The following is a 25,417-nucleotide window of genomic DNA, read 5'->3' on the forward strand; positions in this document are numbered from 1 at the left end:
CATCCGATGTGTACTACTCCACCCCACCGAAGAGTTGAGGTATCACCATGTTCATCGCCTATGCCATCGTCGCCGCGTTCATGTCGGTGGTGCTTCTGGCCTCAGCCGGTGCCAAATTCACCCGGCCGAGGCGGCTCGTCGACCAGATGGCCACCCTAGGCCTGCCCTACAGGGTGTTGCCGTTCCTGGGCGCCGCTCAGGTCGCCGGCGCGGGCGGCCTCATCATCGGACTCTGGCGGGGGCCTCTCGGAATCGCCGCCGCCGTCGGCCTGACGCTCTACTTCATCGGCGCGGTCGCCGCACACCTGCGCGCCGGTGACTACAAGGGCGCACCCCCGGCAGCCGTCCTTACGCTTGTCGCCGTCGTCCTCATCGCATTGCGCGCCGCCACCCTCTGACCGCCCGCCCATGCCTGACAGGGAAGGGGAGAATCCCGGCGCCGCCGCAGTTCCGCACCGTGCCCGGCCCCGGAACGGCGGCCGTCACCCCTGCGGCGGTGGGGACATCGGAACTCGAAAACCGCATCTCGTCGCGGATGCGGAGACGTTTGTACCGGTGGCGTCGGGTGGGTCTGCTCGACGACCCAGCGGGTCCTGCCCAGTGATCCAGGGCGTTTCTCCCGCACCCTGGGAGAACTTCACCGACCGCTTCGGCCTGAGCGCAGGCCACATGCCGGGCACTGGCATCCGGGCGACCCGGAAATCCTGATCATGATGGACTCCGGGTAAGACGTCGCCTACCTCTCCCACGCTCTCGCGGACCTTCCGGTCGTGCTGGTCGGACGCCTGCGTTCGGACCGCGTCATGCTCTCAGGCGCCATGCCCTCCGTGACGCTGAGCTCCTGGGTCCCTATGACGGACAGCAGTTCAAGTTGCTCGGCTCCTGGGCTTCCGGGCGGGGCGGTGAACCACAGCAGGCGTTGGCGTGCGTCCTCGCTGAAGAGGTTGTAGCAGTCGAGTTCGATGATGCCGAGCGTGGGGTGGACGATCTTCTTGTGGTCCATGCGGCGCACCGCGACGTCGTGGGTGTCCCAGAGGGCTGCGAACTCCTCGCTGCGGCGGCGTAGCACGGCGATCATCCTGGTGACCTCCGCGTCCCGGCCGCGTCGGGCGGCCGCTGCTCGGAGGTCGGCCACGAAAACCCGGGAGACCAGTATCGAGGTCCACTACGGCTATGGCTGCGGGGGCTGAGCCGACTAGTTGACCGCTGACCAAACCCGCCATCCGCCCGCGCTTCGAGAGCGGATGGCGGGACGTGGGCAGATGGCGTCCCCGGCGCGTTCGCCGACCGCGGCTACAATTTCGGCATGTAGCGCCACATCCTCCGGGCCTGCGGCACCACACCCAAGACCGCCCGTCGCGGTGATCACGCATTCAGCGATGTGTAGCGAGGATCTCGACCTCTGCGTCCATCGCGCCCCCGGGCCCTTCAGGAGCGCCAGGTTCGAGCCGAGCCGGTCAAGCCGGCCTCGCTCCGGCGGGCCCGCCCACGACCGTGAGCAGGTCCACGACGAAGATCAGCGTCGAGCCCGCCGGGATCAACGGAGAGGGTGACTGCCTGCCGTAACCGAGACGCGGGGGCACGATGATCTCGCGCCGGCCGCCGACCTTCATTCCCCTCACTCCCCGGTCCCAGCCCTTGATGACCCTGCCACCGCCCACGGCGAACTTGAACGGCTGGTCCCGCTCCCAGGAGGAGTCGAACTCCCTTCTGGACGCGAACGTGACCCCTACGTAGTGAACCCGGACGACCCTGCCCGGCTGCGCTTCGGGCCCGTCCCCCACCACGAGGTCTCGGATCGTCAGCTCGGTGGGAGCGTCACCCTCCCGAACCTCGATTTCGGGCTTCGTCAGGTCGCTCATCACGGTCCCATCGCTCGCCACCGGAATCCCCGCACGGGCCGGCCGGACACATGGACATTCCATGCGGCAGGCGATCACGCTACCGGCAGGGCCCATGAAGACGTCCACCCAACTGTGGCACAGGGAGTTGAGGTGGTGCCGATGTGGGGTGGGGTGGACGTGCGCGACCTTTCGACTCGAAAGACGTTCGCACCCGTACCCAGTTCCCGCGGGTAGTGCCAGGTCACGGTGGTGACAGCTACGCGAGACGACGGGGCCAACGGGCAGCGATACCGCACCACTGCTTGAGGCCGGGCAATGCACCGGCCGGGCCCCTGCACCGCCTCGGCTGCGGAGGCGGTGCGGTACAGGGGTTACCGCATCGAGGAGGTGGTCACGGAACCTTGACCCAGTCGAGGGTGCGCTCCACGGCCCTCTTCCAGCCCGCGTAGCCTTCCGCACGCTGATCCTCGGACCACTGGGGCGACCACCGCTTCGACTCGTGCCAGTGGGTACGCAGCTCGTCGGTGTTCTGCCAGAAGCCGATGGCCAGCCCCGCCGCGTAGGCGGCGCCGAGAGCAGTCGTCTCGGCCACGACCGGACGGCTGACCTGGACGCCGAGGACGTCGGACTGGATCTGCATGCAGAGGTCGTTGGCGGTGACACCGCCGTCGACCTTGAGCACGTCGAGATGGACGCCGGAGTCCTGCTCCATGGCTTCGACCACATCGCGGCTCTGGTAGCAGATGGCCTCCAGAGTCGCCCGTGCCAGGTGGGCGTTGTCGTTGTACCTGGCCAGGCCGACGATCGCTCCGCGGGCGTCGGAACGCCAGTAGGGCGCGAACAGGCCGGAGAACGCGGGAACGAAGTACATGCCCCCGTTGTCCTCGACGCTTCGGGCCAGCTCCTCGCTCTCGGGCGCCGACTTGATGATCTTCATCTGATCGCGCAGCCACTGCACCGCGGACCCGGTGACAGCGATGGAACCCTCCAGCGCGTAGACCACCGGGCTGTCGCCGAACTGGTAGGCGACCGTGGTGAGGAGACCGTGCTGCGAGCGGACCAATTCGGTGCCGGTGTTGAGCACGAGGAAGTTGCCGGTCCCGTAGGTGTTCTTGGCTTCTCCGGGGGCGAAGCAGACTTGACCGACGGTGGCGGCCTGCTGGTCGCCCAGGACGCCACAGATGGGAATGGCGGCACGCAGCGGTCGGGAGGTGCGGGTGGAACCGTAGGCTTCCGGGTGCGACGAGGGGTTGATCTTCGGAAGCATCGCCCGGGGGATGCCGAAGAAGCCCAGGAGCTCCTCGTCCCAGTCGAGCGTCTCCAGGTTCATCAGCATGGTGCGGCTCGCGTTGGTCACGTCGGTGGCGTGGATACCGCCGTCAGGGCCGCCGGTCAGGTTCCACAGGACCCAAGCGTCCGTGTTGCCGAAGATGGCGTGCCCGGCCTCCGCCGCTTCCCGTACGCCGTCGACGTTCTCCAGGATCCACTGGATCTTGCCGCCGGAGAAGTAGGTCGCCGGCGGCAGCCCGGCCTTGCGGCGAATGACCTCTCCCTGTCCCGAGCGTTCGAGGTTCGCCGCGATGGCGTCGGTGCGGGTGTCCTGCCACACGATGGCGTTGTAGTAGGGCCGCCCGTTGCGCGGGTCCCAGACCACCGTCGTCTCACGCTGGTTGGTGATCCCGATGGCCACCAGGTCGCTCGGCGACAGACCGCCGTACCGCAGGGCGTTCTGCATGACCGAGTTGGTGCGTTCCCAGATTTCCACCGGGTCGTGCTCCACCCAGCCGGAGCGGGGCAGGATCTGGGCGTGCTCCAGCTGGTGCTTGGCGACCTCGTTGCCGCCGTGATCGAAGATCATGAATCGGGTGCTGGTGGTCCCCTGGTCCACCGAGCCGATGAAGTCCGCCATGGTGTGTCACCTCTCCGGCTGGTGTCGTCAGTCCTCGGGCGCCGGGACACGGCCCGGCGGTTCGGGTTCCGCGGACGGCAGGAACCGTCCGACGAGGCCCTTGTAGAGACCGGCGCCGAGCAGACCGCCGACCAGCGGGCCCACGATGGGTACCCAGAAGTAGAAATTCCCGTACTGGTCCCGCCACGCGCCGCCGTAGCCGGTGATGAAGCTCGCCAGCCGGGGGCCGAAGTCACGGGCCGGGTTGATCGCGTAACCCGCGTTGGTGCCGAAGGCCATGCCGATCGCGACCACGACCAGACCGATGATGAACGGAGCCAGGTTCGCGCCCGGCGGGGTGTTCAACAGGTCCGTGATGGCCATGATCAGCAGCAGCAGGATGGCGGTGCCGATGACCTGGTCGCGGAACGCGCCCCATTCATGGATCGGCAGAGCCGGATTGCCGTTGGCCGGCAGCGTGGAGAACACCGTCTGCGTCTTGGTGGTGTGCCCGGGATCGGCCTTCGCCAGTGCCTCGCTGTAGTTCCAGCGGACGATGAGGGCGGCCACGAACGCACCGGCCGTCTGCGCCAGCGCGTAGGGAGCCACCTTGCTCCACGGAAACCCCTTGAACGCAGCCAGGGAGACGGTCACCGCGGGATTGAGGTGGGCCCCGCTCAGCCGGGCCGCCACATACACGCCCAGCGTGACACCCAGCCCCCACGCCCAGGCGATGCTGTCGTGGTTCCCGAGCCCGCCGGCCGGGTCCGTCAGGGCTCCGCCTGCGACTACCTGGGCCACGACACCGCACCCGAAAAGGATGAGGATCAACGTGCCCGCGAACTCGGCGGACAACTCGCCGACCAATCCGGACTTCTTGCGTTGCTCAGCCATGGACGCTCACTCTCCGCCGACTGAGCCGGCTGTCGACTATCCGAGCAGTGTCAGCAGGCTAAGACGTGTGATGGAAAGTGGCATATCGGGATGACTCGAACATCGAGGCCGGTTCGAGGGGCCCATCACGACGCCAAACCGCCCCGGGTGCAGGCCGTCGGACGGTTGGGGGCCGTCCGGGCGGGGTGAATCAGCTGCGGGAGCGGGCGGCTATGACGCTGGCCCGATCGGGTGGGAAAGGGGGTTCCTCGCGAGGTGCGGTAGGGCGCCCGGCGACGAGATCGACAGGGAGGACTTCGGGACTACGCCTGCAGCCGCGACAGCGTCGCCGGTCTCCACGCGGCCGGGGTACCCGTCCTGGCAGGCACCGATGCCTCTCCGGCCCCGCCTCCATCCCGAACCCCGTCACCCATGGCACAGCCTGCACCATGAACGTGTCCCTCCTGGTCGAGGCCGGGCCTGACGGCGACCGAAGCCCCGCGGGCCACCGCTGTCCTGGCCGCCCGTCACGTCGCCTGACCGACCGCGGAGCCGTGCCGCCCGGCCTGCGCGCCGACCTGCTCCTGCTGTTGACCGTCGCCCGCCTCCTGGCCCCGGAGGGCAGCCACAACCCGATGCGTGCCGTCCAGAAGGAGGCCGCCGCCGTCGGGCAACCGGTACGCGGGAATGGCGAGTTGCACGGGCTCTACGCTCCTCGCGGCCTGTCGGGTCAGGGCGTCCAAGGTGTGGTGCCGCTGCGGAAGCACGTGCTTTTCGACGGATGCGGCCTGGCCCGCGGCCAACGGGGTGGCCCGCGGATGCGTGTAGTCAGCAGGCACTCCGTCGGGGTCGGCGTACCAGAGGGTGGCCATCCGGCCGAGCGGTCGGGCGAGGTGTCGAGACTCTGCAGGACGGAGGCGTGCGGCTCGGTGACGCGGGACCAGTCGAGTGAAGCCCGGACGTGGCCCGACGAGCCGAACAGCATGACGAATTCCTCGTATCATGCGTGCACGTGCTCCCGAAAGCCGGTGTGGAGAGCGCCGTGGCTGCGCAGGCTCACCGGGCAGAGCCCGACCGCATCCGCGCTTCCCTCGTACCCGGTCCGAGAGCCCCCGGCGGCTGCTTGATCATCTCAGGGCGGGGTAGCGAACTGGCATGGCCACTGACAACACATCCACTACCGCAAGCGGTTACGTGCAGCCTGAAGTCGATGCCCGGGCACTGACCGAGGTGCTCGACGGCGAGTACACCGAGATCCGCGACCTCGTCCGGACCAACCTGGTGACGTACGCCTCCGTCCTCGAGGAGGCCGACGAGCTCGGTGTCGACGCGTTCCGTGAGCGGGTGCGTGAGCTCGTGGTCGAGATGGCTGCGACAGGTCAGACCGGCATGGGTTTCCCGAGGAAGTACGGCGGGGGCGGCGACATCGGAGCTTCGATCGCCGCGTTCGAGACGCTCGCCTTCGGCGACCTGTCGGTGCTGGTGAAGGTCGGCGTGCAGTTCGGACTCTTCGGTGGCGCGATCCTGCATCTGGGCACCGAGCGCCACCACGACGCCTATCTGCCGGACCTGATCACCGGGCAGCTGATGGGTTGCTTCGCGATGACCGAGACCGGGCACGGATCCAATGTCCAGGCACTCGGCACCCTCGCGAGGTACGACGCCGCCTGCCAGGAGTTCGTCATCACCACTCAGGGCGACCAGGCGCGCAAGGACTACATCGGCAACGCGGCCCGCCACGCCGAGCTGGCGGTCGTCTTCGCCCAGCTGGAGGTGGACGGGAAGTCCGAGGGTGTGCACGCGTTCGTCGTGCCGATCCGGGCCGGCGGCGAGGTGGCGCCCGGCGTCCGGATCGAGGACGACGGCCGCAAGATGGGCCTCAACGGCGTGGACAACGGCCGCATCTGGTTCGACGGCGTGCGGGTGCCGCGCGAGGCGCTGCTCAACCGGTTCGCCGACGTCACTGCCGAAGGCGTCTACGAGAGCTCGATCGAGAACCCCGACCGGCGCTTCTTCACCATGCTCGGCACACTGGTGCAGGGCCGCGTCAGCGTCGGCGGCGCCGGCGTCAACGCCGCCAAGGTCGCCCTGACGATCGCCACGAAGTACGCCGTGCGGCGCCGGCAGTTCGAAGCGGCACCGGACGCGGAGGAGCAGGTACTCCTCGACTACGGTCTGCATCAGCGCCGTCTGCTGCCGCTCATCGCGCGTACGTACGCGTTGCACTTCGCGCAGGACGTCGTGCGCACGCAACTGCACGAGGTGTTCTCCGGCGTCGAGGACGACGCGCAGGCACGGCGCAGGCTGGAGTCACGGGCCGCCGGTACCAAGGCGCTCGGTACCTGGCACGCCACGCGGGTCGTCCAGGAGTGCCGCGAGGCGTGCGGCGGTGCCGGTTATCTCACCGTCAACCGGTTCGCCGCCCTCAAGAGCGACAGCGACATCTTCACCACGTTCGAGGGCGACAACCACGTCCTGCTGCAGCTCGTGGCCAAGGGCCTGCTCACCCATTACGCGGACGAGTTCGAGGATCTCGACCAGATGGGCATGGTCCGCCACGTCACCGGCCTCGCGGTCGAGACGATCATCGAGAAGACGTCCGCCCACAAGCTGCTCGAGCGGGTACGTGACCTGCTGCCCGGTGGTGACGAGTGGGACCAGGCAGCCGGCCTGCTCGACTCGGACTACCAGCTCGCCATGCTCCGCTACCGCGAGGAGCACATGCTCGCCGGCGTGGCCCGCCGGCTCAAGCGCGGGATCGACCAGAAGCGTGCTCCCGGCGCCGTCTTCTCGCAGGTGCAGGACCACGTCATCGCGGTCGCCCACGCACACGTCGAGCGGCTGGTGCTCGAGGCGTTCGTCGACAAGGTGCGTGCGCTGCCCGAGAGCGGCAACAAGGTCGCGCTGGGCTTGCTGTGCGACCTGTTCGCCCTGTCGACGATCGAGGCGGACCGGGCCTGGTTCATGGAACACGGCCGGCTGACCGTCCAGCGTTCCAAGGCGATCAGCCGTGAGGTGAACGACCTCTGCCGCAAGATCCGGCCTCTCGCGGTCGGTCTCGTCGACGCCTGGGGCATTCCGCCCGAGATGCTGCGCGCGCCGGATCTGGTGGGCTGACCCGGCTACAGGGCTGCTCCGCGCAGCCATGACCGGCACAACCGGCCTGCCCGCCCACCCGGGCGGGGGAAAGGCCGGCTGTGTTCGGCTGTTCCATGGTTACGGCGGGGCACGGTCGAGGTGGATGTCGAGTACGACGGATTGCTCGACTCCGAGAACGCGTGCGACCGGAAGACGCCGTCAGGGAAAAGCGGCGGCAATTCCAATGTTTCCAGCAGTCGAATGTATCGAGATCGGGCTGATGGTTGTGTTGTGACGACGAGGCGACCGGTGTCCGTCCGCATGGGCGCTCCTTGTCCTGCTCGCGTGGTGATGCAGTTGCGTGCGCGATAGGGATTCACCCGGCTGGCGGTCTCGCCGCAACGAATACATACTGCAGCCGACTTGCGGTGGACGCACCGAACGAACGGCGGGGCCCGAGAGGGCCGGCAGTGAGCTTTCTGCCTGTTTTTTCGGTCGACGTCTGTGACGAAACACCTCCTGTGGCCCGGGGGAGCCCGTCGGCCTATCATGATTCGGCAGAGCTCCGAAGCAAAGCAAAATGACGATGCCGAGATGCGTGTGGACTGTTATCCTGAATGCGCATTTCGAAGGGCGTATTCTCCGTGTGGCGAATTGGGTGTGTAATTCGCTGGTCAGTGCTTTTCCTTGAAAGGGCCGTCAGGCGCCCCTCATGGGAAATGCTCCCGCCTTGTGCAGTGCGGTGAGACGGAGGTGTGATTCCATGGTGAGGCCGACGGAACACATGGAAGAGCCCACGATCGAGGACGGTGCTTCGGCGTGGCGTATCGCACGCGATTCTCGCGTGCTCGACGTGAATTCTTCCTACAGCTACCTGCTGTGGTGCCGTGACTTCGCGGCGACCTCCGTGGTCGCCCGTGACGAGAGGGGCAGGGCCGTCGCCTTCGCGACGGGGTACATCCGGCCCGAGCTGCCCGGCACGCTCGTCATCTGGCAGATCGCCGTGGACGAGGATCGGCGCGGACGCGGCCTGGCCGGGGCCATGCTGGACCACCTCGCCGCCCGCCTGCGGTCCCGGGGCACCCTCCAGCGCTTGGAGACGACGATCGGCGCAGAGAACGAGGCGTCGCACCGGCTGTTCCTCTCATTCGCGGAGCGGCACGGAGCGGCACTGGAACGGGAGCTGCTGTTTCCCGCGCGACTCTTCCCGGACGCGCACGAGTCCGAACACCTGTACCGCATCGGGCCACTGGCCCGACCGCGACCGCCTGTCCCGTCGTCCGTAGCTCAGCACTCGGGAACTCGCCGCACTAGGAGCGCGTCATGATGACGACTGATCCGCATGCCCTGAGCGTCTTCGAGACCCTGGAATCGGAAGTACGCAGCTACTGCCGCGGCTGGCCCGCCGTCTTCGACCGGGCGCAGGGTGCCCGGCTCACGGACGAGGACGGGCACTCGTACCTGGACTTCTTCGCGGGTGCCGGTTCGCTCAACTACGGGCACAACAACCCGGTGCTGAAACGCGCGCTGATCGACTACATCGAGCGTGACGGCATCACCCACGGCCTGGACATGGCCACGACGGCCAAGCGGGCGTTCCTCGAGACGTTCGAGAACGTGATCCTGCGCCCGCGTGACCTGCCGTACAAGGTGATGTTCCCCGGCCCGACGGGTACGAATGCCGTCGAGTCGGCGCTGAAGCTCGCCCGTAAGGTCAAGGGCCGCGAGTCCGTCGTCTCGTTCACCAACGCCTTCCACGGCATGTCGCTGGGCTCGCTCGCCGTGACCGGCAACGCCTTCAAGCGGGCCGGTGCCGGCATCCCGCTGGTGCACGGCACCCCGATGCCGTTCGACAACTACTTCGACGGCCAGGTTCCCGACTTCCTGTGGTTCGAGCGCCTCCTGGAGGACCAGGGCTCCGGCCTGAACAAGCCCGCCGCGGTGATCGTCGAGACCGTGCAGGGTGAGGGCGGCATCAACGTGGCCCGCGCCGAGTGGCTGCGGGCGCTGCAGGAGCTGTGCCACCGCCAGGACATGCTCCTGATCGTCGACGACATCCAGATGGGCTGCGGCCGGACCGGCGGCTTCTTCTCCTTCGAGGAGGCCGGCATCGTCCCGGACATCGTCACGCTGTCGAAGTCCATCAGCGGCTACGGCCTTCCGATGTCCCTGTGCCTGTTCAAGGGCGAGCTGGACATCTGGGAGCCGGGCGAGCACAACGGCACCTTCCGCGGCAACAACCCGGCCTTCGTCACCGCCGCCGCCGCCCTCGACGCCTACTGGGCCGACGGCCAGATGGAGAAGCAGACCCTGGCCCGCGGCGAGCAGGTCGAACAGAATCTGCTGGCCATGGCCGAAGAGCATCCGAAGAGCGGGGCCCGGGTCCGTGGCCGTGGCCTGGTCTGGGGCATGAAGTTCACCGACCCGGAGCGCGCGTCCGCCGTCTGCAAGCGCGCCTTCGAGCTGGGCCTGCTGCTGGAGACCTCCGGCCCGGAGGGTGAGGTCGTCAAGGTCCTGCCGCCACTCACCGTCTCGGCGGAAGAGCTCGATGAAGGGCTTCGGATCCTCGACGAGGCCGTGCGGGGAACCGGTTGAGTACGTCGTCGCGCAGCGTTCGTCCGAGAAGCCGGGCGACCCGTCGGTCGCTCCTGCCGCACCACCGGACGTGGGACGAGGCAAACGTGGAATGAGGTACCGGAAGAAAGGCACCATCACACCGTGATCGTCCGATCGTTCAGTGACATCGAGAACACCGACCGGCACGTCAAGTCGGCTTCCGGCACCTGGGAGAGCAAGCGCATCGTGCTCGCCAAGGAGAAGGTGGGATTCTCGCTCCACGAGACCGTCCTCTACGCGGGCACGGAGACGTCGATGTGGTACGCGAACCACATCGAGGCCGTGCTGTGCACCGAGGGCGAGGCCGAACTCACCAACGACGAGACCGGCGAGAAGCACTGGATCTCGCCGGGCACGATGTACCTGCTGGACGGGCACGAGCACCACACGCTGCGGCCCAAGACCGACTTCCGCTGCGTCTGCGTCTTCAATCCCCCCGTCACCGGACGGGAGGACCACGACGAGAACGGTGTCTATCCGCTGCTGACAGAGGAGGGCTGAACCATGACCACCGATGTACGCACCGTACGAACCGACCTCTACCCCACGCGCGGCGCCGCCGAGATGACCACTCCCCGCCAGGACCCGGTCATCTGGTCCGCGCCGGGCGCGCCCGGGCCGGTCACCGCGAAGGACCTCCAGTCCTTCGAGCACGACGGCTTCCTCGCCGTCGACCAGCTCATCACCCCCGACGAGGCGGCCGTCCACCGGGCCGAGCTCGACCGGCTGGTCGCCGACCCGCAGGTCCGTGCCGACGAGCGTTCGATCATCGAGCCGAAGTCGCAGAGCGTGCGGTCCGTCTTCGAGGTCCACAAGCTCAGCGAGCTCTTCGCGAACCTGGTCCGCGACGAACGTGTGGTGGGCCGGGCCCGTCAGATCCTCGGCTCCGACGTGTACGTCCACCAGTCCAGGATCAACGTCAAGCCCGGCTTCGGGGCCTCGGGCTTCTACTGGCACTCGGACTTCGAGACCTGGCACGCCGAGGACGGCCTGCCGAACATGCGCACGGTGTCCGTCTCGATCGCGCTGACCGAGAACTTCGACACCAACGGCGGGCTGATGATCATGCCCGGCTCGCACAAGTCGTTCGTCGGCTGCGCGGGCGAGACACCGAAGGACAACTACAAGAAGTCCCTGCAGATGCAGGACGCCGGCATCCCGTCCGACGAGGTGCTGACGAAGATGGCCGACCGCCACGGCATCAGGCTCTTCACCGGCAAGGCCGGCTCGGCCACCTGGTTCGACTGCAACGCGATGCACGGCTCGGGCGACAACATCACCCCCTACGCCCGCAGCAACGTCTTCATCGTCTTCAACAGCGTGGACAACACCGCCCAGGAGCCCTTCGCGGCTCCGATCCGCCGGCCCGAGTTCATCGGAGCCCGCGACTTCACCCCGGTGAGGTGAGACCACCGACGTGTACGCCCTGTTCCCGGCGGCCCCGGCCGCCAGGATGCAGGAACATCGGCTTCGCTCCCGGACCCTTGCGCACTCGCCGGTGAGCGACGGCCTCGGAACCCTTCGGGCCCGGATGCCGTCGCTCACCGCTGCCGATGTCCGGTCGGCCCTCGACCACGCCGGGTCGGGTGGCGGCGGCGCGGGGCAGCTCCCCGGGCCGTTGTCCGCCGGCGAGCGCTCCAGGGCGACCACGCCGGGTGCCGGTAGGACGCCGGCTCCGGGTGTGGACGGGATCAGGCCAGCATGCCTGCGCGAAGCTTGTTGAGCGTGCGGGTGAGGAGGCGGGAGACGTGCATCTGGGAGACGTCCAGCTCGGCGCCGATCTGTGACTGCGTCATCTCCTGGCCGAAGCGCATCTCGATGATGCGGCGCTCGCGGTCGTCGAGCTCCCCCAGGAGCGGGGCCAAGGCGTGCAGGTTCTCCACCGTCTCCATGGCGGAGTCCGGCTCGCCCAGGATGTCGGCGAAGGTGCGGGACGCCGTGCCCGGCGCCTCCCCGGCGTCGGTCGGCAGGTCCAGGGAGCCCGCTGTGTAGCCGTTCGACGCGATGACGCCCTCGATGACCTCTTCCTCCGTGAGACCCAGGTGCTCGGCCAGTTCCTTCGCCGTCGGGTCGCGGTCCAGGGTGGTGGTGAGCTCGTCCCTCGCCTTGGCCAGATCCACGCGGAGTTCCTGGAGCCGCCGGGGGACGTGGACGGCCCAGGTGGTGTCACGGAAGAAGCGCTTGATCTCGCCGACGATGTAGGGGACGGCGAAGGTGGCGAACTCGACCTCCCGGGAGAGCTCGAACCGGTCGATGGCCTTGATGAGCCCGACGGTTCCGACCTGGGTGATGTCCTCCATGTCACCGCTGCCCCGGTTGCGGAAGCGGCGCGCGGCGAACCGGACCAGGGAGATGTTCATCTCGATGAGGGTGTTGCGCGCGTACTGGTACTCGCGCGTCCCCTCCTCCAGCACCTGGAGCCGTTCGAAGAACAGCGCCGACAGGGCGCGGGCGTCCTTCGGGGCCACCTTGCCCGCGTCCTCGATCCAGGGCAGCTCACCGAACCGCTCCGGCGAAGCCGCCGAAGCCGATGCCTCGTCAGTCCGTGTGGCCCTGGCAGTCTGTTCAGCAATCACGATGTGTTCCACCCTCCCTCGTCCCGAGCGCGCTTCCTGGCGAGCCCTTGCCCCGCTTCCGCGGACCCATGCGCGTCCGGACGTATTTTTCTTGCTGTGTGGAAACAGTTGTCTCCGGACATCGTAAGATGAACACCGCCCACCACCGGCGCGTCCTTTCGGATTCGTCGCGCCGGATCGGGTGCAGGCCCCCTACGCTGGAGGCCGACGGCCGGGGCCCTCGGACGGTCCAGGTCTCGGCGCGGCACGACGAGAAACAGGATCACGTGGACAGATTCGCTGCCGTCGAGCGGGAGCTGCGTAAGGCCGCACCTCATCTGCTCCTCGACGTCGTCACGGCGGCTCTGCGCGAGCAGTACGACGTACGGAGCGTGGAGCTGCGGCTCGCCGACTACGGCATGACCACGCTCCAAGTCGTGGCCGAGGCGCCGCTCTCCGAGCCGGTGCACGTTCACAACAGCCCGCAGGGGCGGGCCTTCGGGGCCCAGGAGCCGTATGTGGAGCCCCTTACGGCGCCCGGCACGGCGACCGTGCACCTGCCGGTGACCGTCCGGGGGGACCGCCTGGGTGTCCTCACCGTCGTCGCGCCGGAGAAGAACTGCTCCCCGGCGGACCTGGCGGGGATGCAGCAGATGTGTGAAGCGCTCGGCCACGAGATCCTGGTCGCCGAACGTGACACCGATCTTTACCTCATCGCGCGCCGAGCCACACGGCTGACCCTGGGCGCGGAGATGCAGTGGCAGCTGCTGCCCGGCCGCTCCGTGTCCCGCCCCGAATTCTCGCTGGGCGCCCATCTGGAACCCGCGTACGCGATCTTCGGCGACAACTTCGACTGGTCGGTGTCGGCCCATCACCTCACACTCACGGTCACCAACGGCATGGGCAAGGGGATGGAGGCGGCACTGCTGACCAACCTCGTCGTCAACGCGCTGCGCAACGCCCGGCGCGCCGGCCTCGACCTCCCCGGCCAGGCCAGCCTCGCCGACCAGGCCGTCTATACCCAGTACCGTGGCGCGCTCTACGCGTCGGTCCTGTTGCTGCGCTTCGATCTGGCCACGGGCGAGGTGGAGGCGGTGGACGCGGGCTCCCCGCGCATGTGGCGGCTGAGGGGAGGCAGCGTCGAGTCGGTCGGTTTCGACGCGCAGCTCCCGCTGGGCATGTTCGAAGAGACGGAGTACGTCACGGAGCGCCTGCGCGTGGAGCCGGGTGACCGGCTGCTGATCGGCAGTGACGGTGTCTACGAGACCGCGTCGGCGGCGGGGGAGCACTACGGGCAGCGTGCCCTCGCGCGGTCACTGTCCGCGCACCGGTTCCTGCCGTCCGAGCAGGTGCCCCTGGCGGTGCTCCGCGACCTGCGGGACTACCGGGGTGCCACACCGCTGGACGACGACGCCCTGGTGGTCTGCATGGACTGGTTCGGCCGGCAATCCGCCGCCGGCCACGCGTAGGGGAGACGGGGACCGACCGGGCGGCCGGCGGGGTGGCCGGTCGACCGGTCCCTATCCGGTCGACCGCAAGGGTCTCGCCCCGTCGCTGTCCTGCCCCGAGGCTGCGTTGCGGAAGGCTCTGAGGCCTTCGAGGAGCGCACGACGCGCCTTGACCGGCATGGCGTCGATCGTGGACATCAGCACCTTCTCCCTGCGCATGCGAAGGTCGACGAGGTAGGCCCTGCCGTGACTGGTCAGCCGGAGCTCCAGCTCCCGTCGGCTCACCGGGCTGGGGGCGCGCTCCACGAAGCCCGTGGCCTGCAGGCGGTCGCACAGCCTGCTGACCGAGGGGGAGGCCGATCCCAGAGCTTCGGCGAGCATCCGCAGATTGATGCCCTCCTCCTTGTCCAGCGTGTACAGCACGCGGAGCTGGGAGGGAGAGACCGGGCCGGTGGGCACGGCCTCACGTCCGTGCTCCCAGAGGACTTCGAGGAGTTCGACGAACTCGGAACCCTCACGGACCGCATCCCGGGACCTGTGGTCGGGTTCGGGGCTCAGGCCCATATTGATGACACTCCGATCCGGCATCGCCTCACTCGTCCGTCTGGCCACCGGACCGGGCGATCGAGCCGGGCATCCGATGCGCTCGTACGGAAAGCCAGACTAAGGTTCCGGGACACACGCGCGGCCCCGCATATCGTACCCCCGTCCGCAACAGGCTCTCGGGACCACGGCCGGCCCCGTGAGTTTCCGCATGACAACAGTTGCCCATAGGGTACGGTTCGGCGCTCAATACCTGATGCGCGATCTTCCAGCGGGTTCCAGCCGCTCACGACGGCGCCCCGCTCCCGGCCTGGAGCACTGACACCCATGACGCACAGCCCCCCTCTCACCCTCACCGTCAGGTACCCGGAGGAGGCGATCGCCATCCTCACCGTCGCCGGAGAAATCGACGTGGACAGCGTGCCCGCCCTGCGGACCAGGGCTCTGGAGGTGATCAGGCAGGGCAGGCCGCACCTGGTCCTGGACGTGGCGGCCGTGGGATTCTGTGACTCATCCGGTCTCAACGCGATGATCGCCATCCTGCGGTACGCGAAGGACCGGCACGGGTCCCTGTCGTTGGCCGGTGCGCCACCCCACCTCACGAGGCTGCTGGACGTCACGGGGGTCGGCGACCTGATACCCGCACTTCCCACGACGGCCGAGCTCCAGACCCGCATCATGCCGCCCGGCGGCACACCGGAGGGAAAGGAGCCCCTCTAGGCGGGAACGTCTTCGCCGCGGGCCTCCGTGCCCCGTGACGGCTTGCGCCATACGGAGACGTGCTTCGTGGAGTCCTCGGTGAACTGCGCCCTGTCCCAGTCCGCGACGCGCAGTTCCAGCTCCAGCCCCGCGATCCGTGCCATCAGGTCGAGCTCCGCCGGCCACGCGTACCGCTGCCGGGAGCTCCCGCGCCGGTAGCGGCCGTCCTCGCCGTCGCGGGTGAAGTGGTGCGAGACGAGGAGCTGCTCGACCAGGTCGAAGGTGTCGAAGCCGAGATGCCGCTCCGAGACGTCGAACGGTACCGCGACCTGCCCGGGCGGCAGGAACCGCAGCGGTGGCACGCCCAGCTCGATGACGAATCGGCCGCCGGGCGCCAGGTGCCGTGCGGCGTTACGGAAGCACTCGACCTGCTCGTCCTGCGTGAGCAGATTCCCGATCGTGTTGTAGACCAGATACGCCAGGGTGAACCTGCCGGGGACGACGGTCGTGGCCATGTCCCCGAGGGTCACCGGCAGCGTGTCCTCGTCCACCTTGCGCCGCAGGACCGCAGCCATGTGTTCGGAGAGTTCGATGCCCACGACCTGTACGCCGCGTTCCCGGAGGGGAACACCCACTCGTCCGGTTCCGATGGCGAACTCCAATGCCCGGCCGTCCCCGGCGAGTTCGGCGAGGAAGGTGAGAGCCGGCTCGAGAACGGTGGCCGAGGAGTTCTCGGTCTCCTCGGCGTCGTAGCGTTCGGCGGTCGCGCGGTTCCACAGCTCACTGCTCGTCATGGGCGGTCACCTTGCCAAGCACGGTGGTGCGCTGTCGACGTATTTGTTTCCGCGCCCGCACCTCCGCCCCCGCACCGTGGAAGTGGGCACGGGGCGTTCGCCGACTCCCGCCCGAACGGCATCAGTTGTCAGCATTCTCATGGGCCTGGGACGCGCCGGTCAGCCGGCCGCGTCGTCGATGCGCAGCCGGACCTGCTCCTCGAGGCGCCGGAGACTGGTGTCGAGGGCGTCGTGCACGGCCTGCTCGCCCGGGTCGTGGCTGTCCTCGAAGAACGACAGGTGCACCGTCACCTCGCTCGCCCCGCTGCCGATGCCGGCGACCTGGAGCCAGCCGGTGTAGCTGCCCTGGGCGCGGGTGCCCCATTCGAGCCGCATCTGGTCGGGCTGGGCGCGCAGCAGGGCCTGGGTGTTCTCGTCGGTGCGGTCCTCGTGGACGGTGACGGCGGGCAGCTCTTCCGCGTGCACGTGCAAGGACTGCGGCAGCCACGTGTCCAGCCGGTCGACGTCCGCGGCCCGGTCGAAGACGTGCTCCGGCGGTGCGGGCATCGTGCGGGCACGTTCGTATTCGGTCATCGCTCCACCGTTCGTCGGTTTCGGGTCGTACGACGGACACATGCCCGGCCTGCCGGGGCGGAGCCGCGTGCCGCCCCGATCCCACCCGTTCGCCCGGGCAGGGGCCGCGGAGCGTGGGAGGCCCCGGCCGGACGGAGATCCGGCCCGAACCGTGGGGCTGGAGCTCCGGCCGCCGGCGTGGAGGTCGCGCCTGGCGACCCGTCCTGGCGTCCGGTCGCCTCCCGGCGCACGGACAGCCCTCGCTACAGCCGCATGTCGTGCCCGACGTGCCCGGCCTCCCGGGTCCGCGGCACGTACAGGAATTTCGCGTGCGGGGTGTGGGACGCCGCCGACACGATGAGCGTGTGGCTGCCCGGCCGGAGCCCGTCGACGCGGTACCGGCCCGCCCGGACGGGCCCTGCGGTGACCCGCTTCCCCCGGGCGTCGATCACGGTCACCCATCCGGCACAGCCGGCGGGATGCAGGGCGCACCGCACGGCGCCGGCGACGGTGACTCCGCCGAACGCCGAGGGGTTCGCCTCCGCCGGCACCACGCCCGCCGGCGCTGTTCCCCCTGCCGAGGCCGTTTCCGTGCGTGGCACGGCAGCGGGTGTAACGATACCGGCGGGGTCACCGGAACCGGCCGTGGCCCGTGTCGCCGGCCGCACGGACCACTCCGCCACGAGGGCCTGCGTGCGGCGTTCCATCGGTGAACTCGCCATGCCCGTAGGTGAGGTGCTGTGTACGGTGAGCCCGCACCGCTCCGCGTACCCGGCCAGCGTCTCGTCGAGCGCCGCCAGCTCCCTCAGCGTCGTGCGGATGCGTGAGGCCCGTGGGCCGGGCGGTGCCGTGTCCAGTTCCGCCGCGAGCTCCCTTGTCAGCGGGCTCACCCGGTGCCAGCAGCCCTCGGGGTCACCGGTGGCCAGCGAACGGTCCAGGGCCTGCAGCGAGCAGGTCAGCGTCGTCGTGATGAGCGCGAACCGTTCGGCCGACCGGGGCGCCAGGTCGATGTCCATGTCGGCCGCCGCCGCGAGGGCGCGGGCGTGACCGGTGGCCGTGGTGAGCAGCGCGGTGCGGTTGTCCGCGTCACGTCCCCGTACGCCGAGCGGCATCCGGACCAGCGGACGGGCCAGGCTCACCACCTGGAACAGGGCTGAGTCCACGGCGCGAGCGGCTCCGCGGAGCCGGACGGGGGCATCGGGATCCTCCCACCGCAGGGCGAGCTGCGAGACGAGGCCGTCGACAGCGGACACGTAGCCGCGCTCCGCCTCCTTCGTGATCCTTCGGCTGGACAGCGGGAAGACCAGCGCGGCACACGCGGTGGCGACGAGTATGCCGAGACCGTTGTCCACCAGGCGCTCGCCGAGCAGGTGGTCCATGCCCTCGTAGGGCGTCGTCAGCCCGTACAACTGCACCAGGGCGACCACGAGTCCGACGACCCAGAGCGCGTACGCGCGCTGCATCCCCCAGGCGCCGAACGTGAGCCCCGCCACGATGATCGTGAGCGTCCCGTAGACGTGGCCGGGGCCCACCAGGTGAAGCAGGGCCACGCCGATCACCGCGCCGATCACGGTGCCCGCCATGCGGTGGCCGAACTTGCGCAGACGCTCATGAGTCGTGTTCGTGCCGAAGAGGGTGATCATCACGCCGACCAGTCCCCAGTAGAAGCGGTGCGGGTCGATGGCGTCGGTGATCGGGCAGACGACGGCGGCGGCGATCCCGGCGTGCAGCGGTGCGCGCACGAAGGGGACCGCCCGTCGCCAGCTCGTCCCCGACCGCGCCGCGAGCACGCGCTGAGCCGCGGCAGCCGACCCGGCGGGCCGGTCGCGTTCCAGGGCGACGGTCGGCTGGAAGGGAACCTTCGCCGGAGACTCCGGCGAGCTCCAGCCCAGCGCGAGCCAGTGGGAGAGCGATCCGGCCAGGGAGTCGAGGAGGTGGGCGACGCGGTAGGCCAGTTCGACGGTCTCCGCCTGCCGGCTTCCCCCGTCGGGCAGACGGAGCACGTGGTCGGCCTGCCGGCGGATGCGTTCGGCTGCGGGGCGCAGACCCTGGGCGCTGCCCAGAGGTGTGTCCCGCGCGATCACGAGGCCGACGGCCATGGCCTCGCGCAGGGGCGGCGGCACGTCGAGACGGGCGAGGTCCTGTACGGCCCGGCCTATACCCCGCAGGGCCAGTTCCGCGTCGAAGAGGTGACGGTGCAGCAACTCAGCCATGTGGGGGTCGGCGGCGACCTCCGGCTGGGCGAGCCGGCCGTCGATGGTCACGGTGGTGACGTTGAGGTGGTGCAGTGAACGCGCCATACGGCGCACGGCCCGTTGCCGATCGGCGTCGGGATCCAGTGTGTCGACGGCCGCGTCGGCCACCCGGCGGGCCTCCACGACGAAGGCACGCTGGGTGCGCAGCAGGTCCTCACGGGGCATGGGGTAGCACAGCAGCAACCGGGTCACGAGCACCGCCGCGGCGGACACCACGGCGACGGCGAACGCCTTGCCCGCCATGGCCGCCGGGATGTTCGCCATCATGCCGACCATCAGGCCGTTGAAGAGCATCATGCCCGTGAGCAGGTACAGGGGGCCGAACCGGGCAAGGAAGAAGGTCAGCGCGAGCGCGCCGACCATCAGGCTGATCTCCAGGCCCCGGTCGTCGTGCAACTCGGCGGCCAGCCAGAGGACGGCGGAGTAGGGGATCGGCATCCACAGGATGGCGCGGGTGAGCCGCTGCCAGGTGTTCTCGGCGACGGCGAAGGCGCTCATCAGGCCCATCATCCCGCCGACCATCATGCCGGTCATGACGGGAATGCCGAGGGCCCGGGCCATCACGTGACCGACCGCGAGGGCGGTCACCATGGCGACGAGGGTGCGCCAACCCGCCTGCAGCTGCCCGAGGCCGGGATCCGCCGCGAGCACCCAGTCCCACCGGCGTCGGGGTCCGCCCACCCGGCGCGGCGCGACGGCGCGTACGGCACCTGCCGCGGGCGCGGGGGTGCCGACGGGACGTGCGGGCGTGAGTCGCGGTGCCGTGTCCGGCGGTGCGGTGCCTGGGCTGGTCAATTGGGCTCCGAATCCATCGCGTTCAGCAAGGTGGTGAGGGCATCCCGGGCGGTGCCCACGGCGCGCTCGGAGTCGTCGACGCCGGCGTCGAGGCCCCGCAGGAGCGCCGCGGCCATCCGCCTGCGTCCCTGCTCGAGCAGGTCCCGGCCCGCCGGCGTGAGAGACGCCTCCACGACGCGTCGGTCGGGTGCGCGGCGTTCACGCGACACCAGGCCGCGGTCGCCGAGACCCTGCAGGAGCACGGTCACGCGCGGCTGGGCCGTACCCGTGTACGCGGCGAGGGCGGTCACGCGGCAGGGGCCGTCCTCCAAGGCGTCGAGGACGGCGACCTGGCTGCGGGTGAGACCGAAGTCGCCGGACCGGAAGAGCGTCTGTGCGAGTCGCCCGATGCCTCTGAGGAGTCCCCGTGCGGCGCACTCGATGCGCTGCTCGTCGGTGGGACCTGCCAGGGACGCCGATTGATGCATATACCAAGTATATAAATGTCAAGAGAGGTGCTGGAACCAAGCCGGGGCAAAATGCCCGGCTCGCCCCGAAGTGCCATGAGGTCTGCCGCCCTGCTCTGTGCGTGGGCCAGGGCGGGCCAGCTGACGGCGGCCGTGGGTCGCGCTTCCGGCGGGACGACCGGACCGCCCATGTCGACGAGCTGGAGCGCGTCGTCGTCGGCATCGGGCGGCCGCACGGTGATGGGCTGCGGGGGCGTGGCCGTTACGCAACGTGACGCGCGCCACCCATATGGGTGTGGATCGGGTGTTTGTCGCCGCGCCGGTGGGTAAGGGGCTCGGTGATCCCCGGACGTCGCAATCCGGTGGATGACGCATGAAAGCCACAGAGAGAGGGAAGTCCGATGTCCTCGAAGCGACGTCGCAAGAAGAAGGCCCGCCGGAAGCACGGCGCGAACCACGGCAGTCGTCCGCAGTGCTGAGTGGGTGCGCCCACGCGGCGGGGGGTGGCACACGTGCCACCCCCCGCATGCGTCTCCGGCGGCATCACGGCAGCACCCCCTGGCCCCCGGCGGGGGAGGCGGACCCCACGAGGACGCCGTCCGCCGGGCGGGGCGGGTCTGCTGTCCGGGAGTTGACCCTGCTGTCCGGCAGCGGGGTCGACCTTGTCCGGAACGCGAGCGGCGCGGTGTCTCCGGACGCGTGCTCGATGCCGATCTCGCTGCCGTTCGCCACCCCTGCCGACGTGAGGCGGCGGCTGTAGTTGCCGGGCTGCGTCCCCTGACCCGGATCGCCGGCCCCGGGCGTCCCTGACGCCTCATCAGTCACGCGGTGGGCGCACATCGGCGCGCATCTGCATCGGGCACCCGGCGGGCGAGATCGGCAGCCGTTGCCGCAGGAGGGGCTCCGGGTGTGCGGGCCGGGGCTCGTCGGCCTCTCCGGAAGGAGCCCTGCCGGCCGCGAGGCGGGGCCCGTTCCGGGGGAGCGGGCAGGTGTCCGGGACATCGCACCTGCGTAGGCCCTGGGGTTTCCACCTCCCGCGACCGAGGCCTTCGCGACTGTGGCCTCTCCGGGCTGCCCCTCCCGGCGCAGCCTCGCCCGCGACCGGTTTCAGCGCACCAGGCAGGGGCGCTTGGCGTCGAACGTCCATCCCGGCACGAGGTACTGCATTCCGGCTGCGTCGTCCCGCGCCCCCAGAGCCTCCTTCCGGTAGAGCTCGTGCGCCGCGAGGAGGCGGTCCATGTCGAGCCGGACGCCCAGTCCGGGGGCGTCGGGGACGGCGATCTCGCCGCCGACGATCCGCGGCGGGGTGACGGTGAGCCGTTCCAGGCCCTCCTGCCAGATCCAGTGTGTGTCCAGGGCGTTGTACTCACCCGGGGCCGCGGCGCCGCAGTGCGTGACCATGGCGAGAGAGATGTCGAAGTGGTTGTTGGAGTGGCAGCCCCAGGTCAGGCCCATCGAATTGCACAGCTGGGCCACGCGCACGGAGCCCTGCATCGTCCAGAAGTGCGGGTCGGCCAGCGGGATCGACACCGACTGCAGGGCGAGGGCGTGGGTCAGTTGCCGCCAGTCCGTGGCGATCATGTTGGTCGCCGTGGGGAGCCCCGTGGCGCGGCGGAACTCGGCGAGCACCTCGCGCCCCGAGTAGCCGTCCTCGGCCCCGCAGGGGTCCTCGGCGTAGGCGAGCGTGCCCACCAGCGGCGAACACAGCTCAACTGCCTCGCGCAGCGACCACGCGCCGTTCGGGTCCAGGGTGATCCGGGCCCCGGGGAAGCGCTCCTTGAGCGCCCGTGCGGCCCTGACCTCCTCGGTGCCCGCCAGGACCCCGCCCTTGAGCTTGAAGTCCTGGAAGCCGTACAGGTCGTACGCCGCCTCCGCCTGGCGCACGATCGCCTCCGGCGTGAGGGCCTCCTCGTGCCGGAGGCGGTACCAGTCGACGTCCGAGCCGGGCTCGCGGACGTAGTCCAGGTCGGTGCGGCCGGGGTCGCCGACGTAGAAGAGGTAACCCAGCACCCGGACGGAGTTCCGCTGCAGGCCGTCGCCGAGCAGGGCCGCGACCGGTACGTCGAGGTGCTGGCCGAGCAGGTCGAGGAGCGCCGACTCGACGGCCGTGACGGCGTGCACGGTCGTTCGCAGGTCGAACGTCTGGGCACCTCGTCCGCCCGAGTCGCGGTCCGCGAACCGGTCCCCGATCTCGCGCAGAACGCGTTTGTAGTCGCCCACCTTCGCGCCCACGACCAGGGTCTCGGCGTCGCGCAGCGTCCGGGTGATCTTCTCACCGCCGGGTACCTCTCCCAGGCCCGTACGACCCTGCGAGTCCTGCAGGACGAGGATGTTGCGGGTGAAGAAGGGGCCGTGCGCGCCGGAGAGGTTCAGTTCCATGCAGTCGCGGCCGGCGACGGGGTAGACCGCGAAGCGCGTGATGGTCGGCTGGCTCATGGGTACCGGATTCCTTGGGTCGGAGGGAGGGAGGGATGCGAGTGACGGGGGAGGGGGCCGTCACGGCCGTCACCGGGGTTCTCAGAGGCTGAGGACGTCAAGAGCCCACTCGGCGGCCAGGACGCCGCCCAGGCCGAGGACCGCGAGTACCGTCGTGTAGCCGGTACGCACCTTGATCGCCTCGATGACCGACAGGTTGAAGTACTCCTTGAACAGCCAGAATCCCGGGTCGTTGACATGGGAGAAGGCGATCGACCCGCACGAGACGGCGAGGACCATCATCTCGGGGTGGGCTCCGCTGCCCGCGAGGAGCGGCAGCACCACGCCGGAGGCCGTGACGACGGCGACCGTCGCCGAACCGAGCGCGACGCGGAGGATGGCGGCGATGAGCCAGGCCAGGATGATCGGCGAGATCGACCAGCTCTCGGTGACGTCCTTGATGTAGTCGGATATGCCGCCTTCGACGAGGACGTTCTTGAAGGCGCCGCCCGCGCCGATCACCAGCAGGATCATCGCCATCGCCTGTGCCGCCGAGGTGCAGGACGCGCTGACGTCCGCGAGACTGCGGCCGATCCGGGGACCGAACGCCCAGATCGCCAGGAGGAGGGTCAGCAGGAGCGCGATCGGTGCCGAGCCGACGAAGGCGACCACGTGCAGGAACGGGCTCTCGCCGGACGTGGCCATGTCGGTCACGGCCGCGCCCGCGATCAGCGCCACCGGGAAGAGGGCCACGAACAGTGACCAGCCCATGCCCGGCATCTCCTCGTCCGTGAACTCGCGGTCGCTGACGAGGCCCCTGGGTATGGAGGGGTTCAGCGCCTTGACGAACGGCAGGCGCGGCCACAGGAGCGCGATGAGCGCCCCGACCGGTACGGCGATGAAGAGGCCGTAGAAGAGGGTGTGGCCGACGGAGGCGTGGAAGGTCGCGGCCACGGCGGTGGGGCCGGGGTGCGGAGGCAGGAAGCTGTGCATGGTGGACAGCGCGATCGACATCGGCAGGCCGACCCACAGCAGGTTCGCCCCGGTGACCCTCACGAGCGTGAAGGCGATGGGCACGATGATGACGAAGGCGACCTCGTAGAACATCGTGACACCGATGAGCATGGACGTGATCACCATGGCCACCTGGACCCAGCGGGGGCCGAAGGCGTCGAGGAGCTTGCCGGCTATGCGCTGTGCGGCGCCGGAGTCACCCATGACGCGGCCCACCATGGCGCCGAGCCCGATCGTGAGCATCGTGTCGCCGATCTGATCCCCGATGCCCGCCGACAGGACGTCCGGGACGTCGGCCACCGGAATGCCCTGCACCAGTGCGACGCCGACCGCGACGACGAGGAGCGCGGCGAAGCCGTTGAGTTTCAGCCGGGTCATGAGGATCAGCAGCACCAGAACGCTGACCCCGACCACGAGGAGCGGCATGTCAGTTCCCCTTCGAACTGTCGGACGATCGATGTGCCGAACAGGCGGCCGACTGTGACCTCGTGCTGCACCGCTCCACGATCACATCTCCATATGCAGATGGCGTATATGTATGAGAACGGAGGTTAGGTGGGTGACCTGAGCGGGGTCAATGGGTACGGTGGCGCGGATTTACGATGTGGCCATGCCGGAGAACAGCGGGGTCCGTTCAGTGAAGTCGGCGGCCCGTACCGTCGCGCTGCTCGAACTGCTCGCAGCGCGGGGCGACCGTCCCGCGCGCCTGGACGAACTCGCCGAGGAGCTGGGCGTACCACGCAGCAGCATGTACCAGTTGCTGCAGACGCTCATCGCCTGCCGCTGGGTGCGCTCCGACACGACCGGCTCGCTCTACGGCATCGGGATCCGCGCTCTGCATACGGGCACGAGCTACCTGGACAGCGACCCGCACGTGCGCACGGCCCGTCCCTACCTCGACGAGGCCTCACGCGTGCTCGGCGAGACGATCCACCTGGCACGCCTGGACGGCCCCGACGTCGTCTACCTCGCCACCCGCGAGTCCCACGAGTACCCGCGAACCATCAGCCGGGTCGGACGCCGGATCCCGGCCCATGCCGGAGCCCTCGGCAAGGCGCTGCTCGCTGAGCGTCTGGACGAGCAACTCCCGCTGCCTGCAGGAGAGTTGGCGGCACTCACGGAGAACACGCACACCGGGCACGCCGCCCTGCTCGCCGACCTCGCCGCTGTGCGCGGGCGCGGCTACTCCATCGACCGGGAGGAGACGGTCACCGGCATCGCCGGCTTCGGCTTCGCCCTGCGGTACGACTCACCCGCCACCGACGCCATCAGCTGCTCGGTGCCGGTGGGCCGACTCGGCGAAGAGCACGCGGCCCGGATCGTCGCCGTCATGCGGGAGACGCGCACGAAGATCGAGAGTGTCCTGTCCCCCGTCCCGGGCGCTCCCGACTGGCGCTGATCCTCGCGCGTCCCGCTTCGCGCCGGATCCCTCCGGCGTCGGGCACCGGAGTGTCCACGGGCCCGGAACCGGTCGCCACCGGCAAGGGCGATGTCCACCCACCTCATGGACGGCCACGACCCGCCATCGACAGACGGGTGACCTCACGACGCCCGTGACCTGCTCGGATGTGAAATTCCCGGGACAGGTCGCGTGTCCGTCTG

General features: G+C 69.4%; 22 protein-coding genes and 1 pseudogene. 9 read left to right on the top strand and 14 right to left on the bottom strand.

Annotated features, from left to right (window positions below):
• The first annotated feature begins 47 nt into the window (after positions 1-47).
• Positions 48-398: a DoxX family protein gene (locus QFZ58_RS31595; RefSeq protein ID WP_307128279.1), complete on the top strand. Its 351-nt coding sequence runs from the start codon at positions 48-50 to the stop codon at positions 396-398.
• 338 nt (positions 399-736) lie between these two features.
• Here QFZ58_RS31595 and QFZ58_RS31605 read toward each other — a convergent pair.
• From QFZ58_RS31605 to QFZ58_RS31625, 5 genes and pseudogenes are all read right to left on the bottom strand, one after another.
• Positions 737-1,147: pseudogene (locus tag QFZ58_RS31605) on the bottom strand (hypothetical protein); the annotation flags it as partial.
• Between the two features lie 310 nt (positions 1,148-1,457).
• Complete coding sequence (locus tag QFZ58_RS31610; protein WP_307128280.1) at positions 1,458-1,862, bottom strand: FKBP-type peptidyl-prolyl cis-trans isomerase; 405 nt, start codon at positions 1,860-1,862, stop codon at positions 1,458-1,460.
• Between the two features lie 373 nt (positions 1,863-2,235).
• Positions 2,236-3,753, bottom strand: a complete 1,518-nt coding sequence (gene glpK, locus QFZ58_RS31615; RefSeq protein ID WP_307128281.1) for a glycerol kinase GlpK — start codon at positions 3,751-3,753, stop codon at positions 2,236-2,238.
• A gap of 27 nt (positions 3,754-3,780) precedes the next feature.
• Positions 3,781-4,626 (bottom strand): MIP/aquaporin family protein, encoded by an 846-nt coding sequence (locus tag QFZ58_RS31620; protein WP_307128282.1) that lies wholly within the window; start codon positions 4,624-4,626, stop codon positions 3,781-3,783.
• Between the two features lie 506 nt (positions 4,627-5,132).
• Positions 5,133-5,306, bottom strand: coding sequence for a hypothetical protein (locus QFZ58_RS31625; protein WP_307128283.1), 174 nt, complete (start codon positions 5,304-5,306; stop codon positions 5,133-5,135).
• Positions 5,307-5,760: 454 nt separating this feature from the next.
• On the opposite strand from QFZ58_RS31625, the gene QFZ58_RS31630 reads away from it, so the two are divergent.
• From QFZ58_RS31630 to thpD, 5 genes are all read left to right on the top strand, one after another.
• Positions 5,761-7,722 carry an acyl-CoA dehydrogenase gene (locus tag QFZ58_RS31630; RefSeq protein ID WP_307128284.1) on the top strand — a complete coding sequence of 654 codons (1,962 nt, stop codon included), beginning with the start codon at positions 5,761-5,763 and terminating at the stop codon, positions 7,720-7,722.
• A 724-nt stretch (positions 7,723-8,446) separates the two neighbouring features.
• Positions 8,447-9,010 carry a diaminobutyrate acetyltransferase gene (ectA, locus tag QFZ58_RS31635; protein ID WP_307128285.1) on the top strand — a complete coding sequence of 188 codons (564 nt, stop codon included), beginning with the start codon at positions 8,447-8,449 and terminating at the stop codon, positions 9,008-9,010.
• Complete coding sequence (ectB, locus tag QFZ58_RS31640) at positions 9,010-10,278, top strand: diaminobutyrate--2-oxoglutarate transaminase (RefSeq protein ID WP_307129061.1); 1,269 nt, start codon at positions 9,010-9,012, stop codon at positions 10,276-10,278. Before ectA ends, ectB begins: the two co-directional genes overlap by 1 nt.
• Before the next feature lie 123 nt (positions 10,279-10,401).
• Positions 10,402-10,800, top strand: a complete 399-nt coding sequence (locus QFZ58_RS31645) for an ectoine synthase (protein ID WP_307127669.1) — start codon at positions 10,402-10,404, stop codon at positions 10,798-10,800.
• 3 nt (positions 10,801-10,803) lie between these two features.
• Complete coding sequence (gene thpD, locus QFZ58_RS31650) at positions 10,804-11,706, top strand: ectoine hydroxylase (protein WP_307128286.1); 903 nt, start codon at positions 10,804-10,806, stop codon at positions 11,704-11,706.
• Positions 11,707-11,990: 284 nt separating this feature from the next.
• Here the strand turns inward: thpD and QFZ58_RS31655 are convergent, their stop codons facing one another.
• On the bottom strand, positions 11,991-12,872 hold the full coding sequence (locus tag QFZ58_RS31655) for a SigB/SigF/SigG family RNA polymerase sigma factor (RefSeq protein ID WP_373428684.1): 882 nt from the start codon (positions 12,870-12,872) through the stop codon (positions 11,991-11,993).
• A gap of 269 nt (positions 12,873-13,141) precedes the next feature.
• Here QFZ58_RS31655 and QFZ58_RS31660 point away from each other — a divergent pair, with 269 nt between their 5' ends.
• Positions 13,142-14,323 carry a PP2C family protein-serine/threonine phosphatase gene (locus QFZ58_RS31660; RefSeq protein WP_307128288.1) on the top strand — a complete coding sequence of 394 codons (1,182 nt, stop codon included), beginning with the start codon at positions 13,142-13,144 and terminating at the stop codon, positions 14,321-14,323.
• A 51-nt stretch (positions 14,324-14,374) separates the two neighbouring features.
• Here QFZ58_RS31660 and QFZ58_RS31665 read toward each other — a convergent pair whose 3' ends face one another.
• Entirely contained in the window at positions 14,375-14,866 is a 492-nt protein-coding gene (locus QFZ58_RS31665; protein WP_307129062.1) for a MarR family winged helix-turn-helix transcriptional regulator, read from the bottom strand.
• Between the two features lie 306 nt (positions 14,867-15,172).
• Between QFZ58_RS31665 and QFZ58_RS31670 the strand changes: the two genes are divergently transcribed.
• Positions 15,173-15,565, top strand: a complete 393-nt coding sequence (locus tag QFZ58_RS31670) for an STAS domain-containing protein (protein WP_307128289.1) — start codon at positions 15,173-15,175, stop codon at positions 15,563-15,565.
• Here the strand turns inward: QFZ58_RS31670 and QFZ58_RS31675 are convergent.
• From QFZ58_RS31675 to QFZ58_RS31705, 7 genes are all read right to left on the bottom strand, one after another.
• Positions 15,562-16,338 carry a class I SAM-dependent methyltransferase gene (locus tag QFZ58_RS31675; RefSeq protein WP_307128290.1) on the bottom strand — a complete coding sequence of 259 codons (777 nt, stop codon included), beginning with the start codon at positions 16,336-16,338 and terminating at the stop codon, positions 15,562-15,564. The two genes, QFZ58_RS31670 and QFZ58_RS31675, sit on opposite strands and share 4 nt — an antisense overlap.
• Before the next feature lie 159 nt (positions 16,339-16,497).
• Positions 16,498-16,911 (bottom strand): SRPBCC family protein, encoded by a 414-nt coding sequence (locus QFZ58_RS31680; protein WP_307128291.1) that lies wholly within the window; start codon positions 16,909-16,911, stop codon positions 16,498-16,500.
• A gap of 242 nt (positions 16,912-17,153) precedes the next feature.
• On the bottom strand, positions 17,154-19,940 hold the full coding sequence (locus QFZ58_RS31685; protein ID WP_307128292.1) for an FUSC family protein: 2,787 nt from the start codon (positions 19,938-19,940) through the stop codon (positions 17,154-17,156).
• On the bottom strand, positions 19,937-20,407 hold the full coding sequence (locus tag QFZ58_RS31690; protein ID WP_307128293.1) for a MarR family winged helix-turn-helix transcriptional regulator: 471 nt from the start codon (positions 20,405-20,407) through the stop codon (positions 19,937-19,939). The genes QFZ58_RS31685 and QFZ58_RS31690 overlap by 4 nt, the downstream gene beginning before the upstream one ends.
• A gap of 522 nt (positions 20,408-20,929) precedes the next feature.
• Positions 20,930-21,211, bottom strand: a complete 282-nt coding sequence (locus tag QFZ58_RS31695; RefSeq protein WP_307128294.1) for a hypothetical protein — start codon at positions 21,209-21,211, stop codon at positions 20,930-20,932.
• 282 nt (positions 21,212-21,493) lie between these two features.
• Positions 21,494-22,822, bottom strand: a complete 1,329-nt coding sequence (locus QFZ58_RS31700; RefSeq protein ID WP_307128295.1) for an enolase C-terminal domain-like protein — start codon at positions 22,820-22,822, stop codon at positions 21,494-21,496.
• A gap of 81 nt (positions 22,823-22,903) precedes the next feature.
• The gene (locus tag QFZ58_RS31705; RefSeq protein ID WP_307128296.1) at positions 22,904-24,241 is read right to left on the bottom strand and encodes a gluconate:H+ symporter; all 1,338 of its coding nucleotides are present in this window, start codon (positions 24,239-24,241) and stop codon (positions 22,904-22,906) included.
• A gap of 184 nt (positions 24,242-24,425) precedes the next feature.
• Here QFZ58_RS31705 and QFZ58_RS31710 point away from each other — a divergent pair, with 184 nt between their 5' ends.
• Positions 24,426-25,214, top strand: a complete 789-nt coding sequence (locus QFZ58_RS31710; RefSeq protein WP_307128297.1) for an IclR family transcriptional regulator — start codon at positions 24,426-24,428, stop codon at positions 25,212-25,214.
• Positions 25,215-25,417: the final 203 nt, after the last annotated feature.

It is taken from the genome of Streptomyces sp. B1I3 (assembly GCF_030816615.1).
Taxonomy (GTDB): domain Bacteria; phylum Actinomycetota; class Actinomycetes; order Streptomycetales; family Streptomycetaceae; genus Streptomyces.

Bases quoted from the DNA above. Each gene is read 5' to 3' on its own strand.
- QFZ58_RS31670 (WP_307128289.1), top strand. From the start codon at position 15,173: ATGACGCACAGCCCCCCTCTCACCCTCACCGTCAGGTACCCGGAGGAG.
- QFZ58_RS31675 (WP_307128290.1), bottom strand. From the start codon at position 16,338: ATGACGAGCAGTGAGCTGTGGAACCGCGCGACCGCCGAACGCTACGAC.
- glpK (WP_307128281.1), bottom strand. From the start codon at position 3,753: ATGGCGGACTTCATCGGCTCGGTGGACCAGGGGACCACCAGCACCCGA.
- QFZ58_RS31705 (WP_307128296.1), bottom strand. From the start codon at position 24,241: ATGCCGCTCCTCGTGGTCGGGGTCAGCGTTCTGGTGCTGCTGATCCTC.
- thpD (WP_307128286.1), top strand. From the start codon at position 10,804: ATGACCACCGATGTACGCACCGTACGAACCGACCTCTACCCCACGCGC.
- QFZ58_RS31665 (WP_307129062.1), bottom strand. From the start codon at position 14,866: ATGGGCCTGAGCCCCGAACCCGACCACAGGTCCCGGGATGCGGTCCGT.
- QFZ58_RS31620 (WP_307128282.1), bottom strand. From the start codon at position 4,626: ATGGCTGAGCAACGCAAGAAGTCCGGATTGGTCGGCGAGTTGTCCGCC.
- QFZ58_RS31630 (WP_307128284.1), top strand. From the start codon at position 5,761: ATGGCCACTGACAACACATCCACTACCGCAAGCGGTTACGTGCAGCCT.
- QFZ58_RS31690 (WP_307128293.1), bottom strand. From the start codon at position 20,407: ATGCATCAATCGGCGTCCCTGGCAGGTCCCACCGACGAGCAGCGCATC.
- QFZ58_RS31710 (WP_307128297.1), top strand. From the start codon at position 24,426: ATGCCGGAGAACAGCGGGGTCCGTTCAGTGAAGTCGGCGGCCCGTACC.
- ectA (WP_307128285.1), top strand. From the start codon at position 8,447: ATGGTGAGGCCGACGGAACACATGGAAGAGCCCACGATCGAGGACGGT.
- ectB (WP_307129061.1), top strand. From the start codon at position 9,010: ATGACGACTGATCCGCATGCCCTGAGCGTCTTCGAGACCCTGGAATCG.
- QFZ58_RS31700 (WP_307128295.1), bottom strand. From the start codon at position 22,822: ATGAGCCAGCCGACCATCACGCGCTTCGCGGTCTACCCCGTCGCCGGC.
- QFZ58_RS31595 (WP_307128279.1), top strand. From the start codon at position 48: ATGTTCATCGCCTATGCCATCGTCGCCGCGTTCATGTCGGTGGTGCTT.
- QFZ58_RS31680 (WP_307128291.1), bottom strand. From the start codon at position 16,911: ATGACCGAATACGAACGTGCCCGCACGATGCCCGCACCGCCGGAGCAC.
- QFZ58_RS31610 (WP_307128280.1), bottom strand. From the start codon at position 1,862: ATGAGCGACCTGACGAAGCCCGAAATCGAGGTTCGGGAGGGTGACGCT.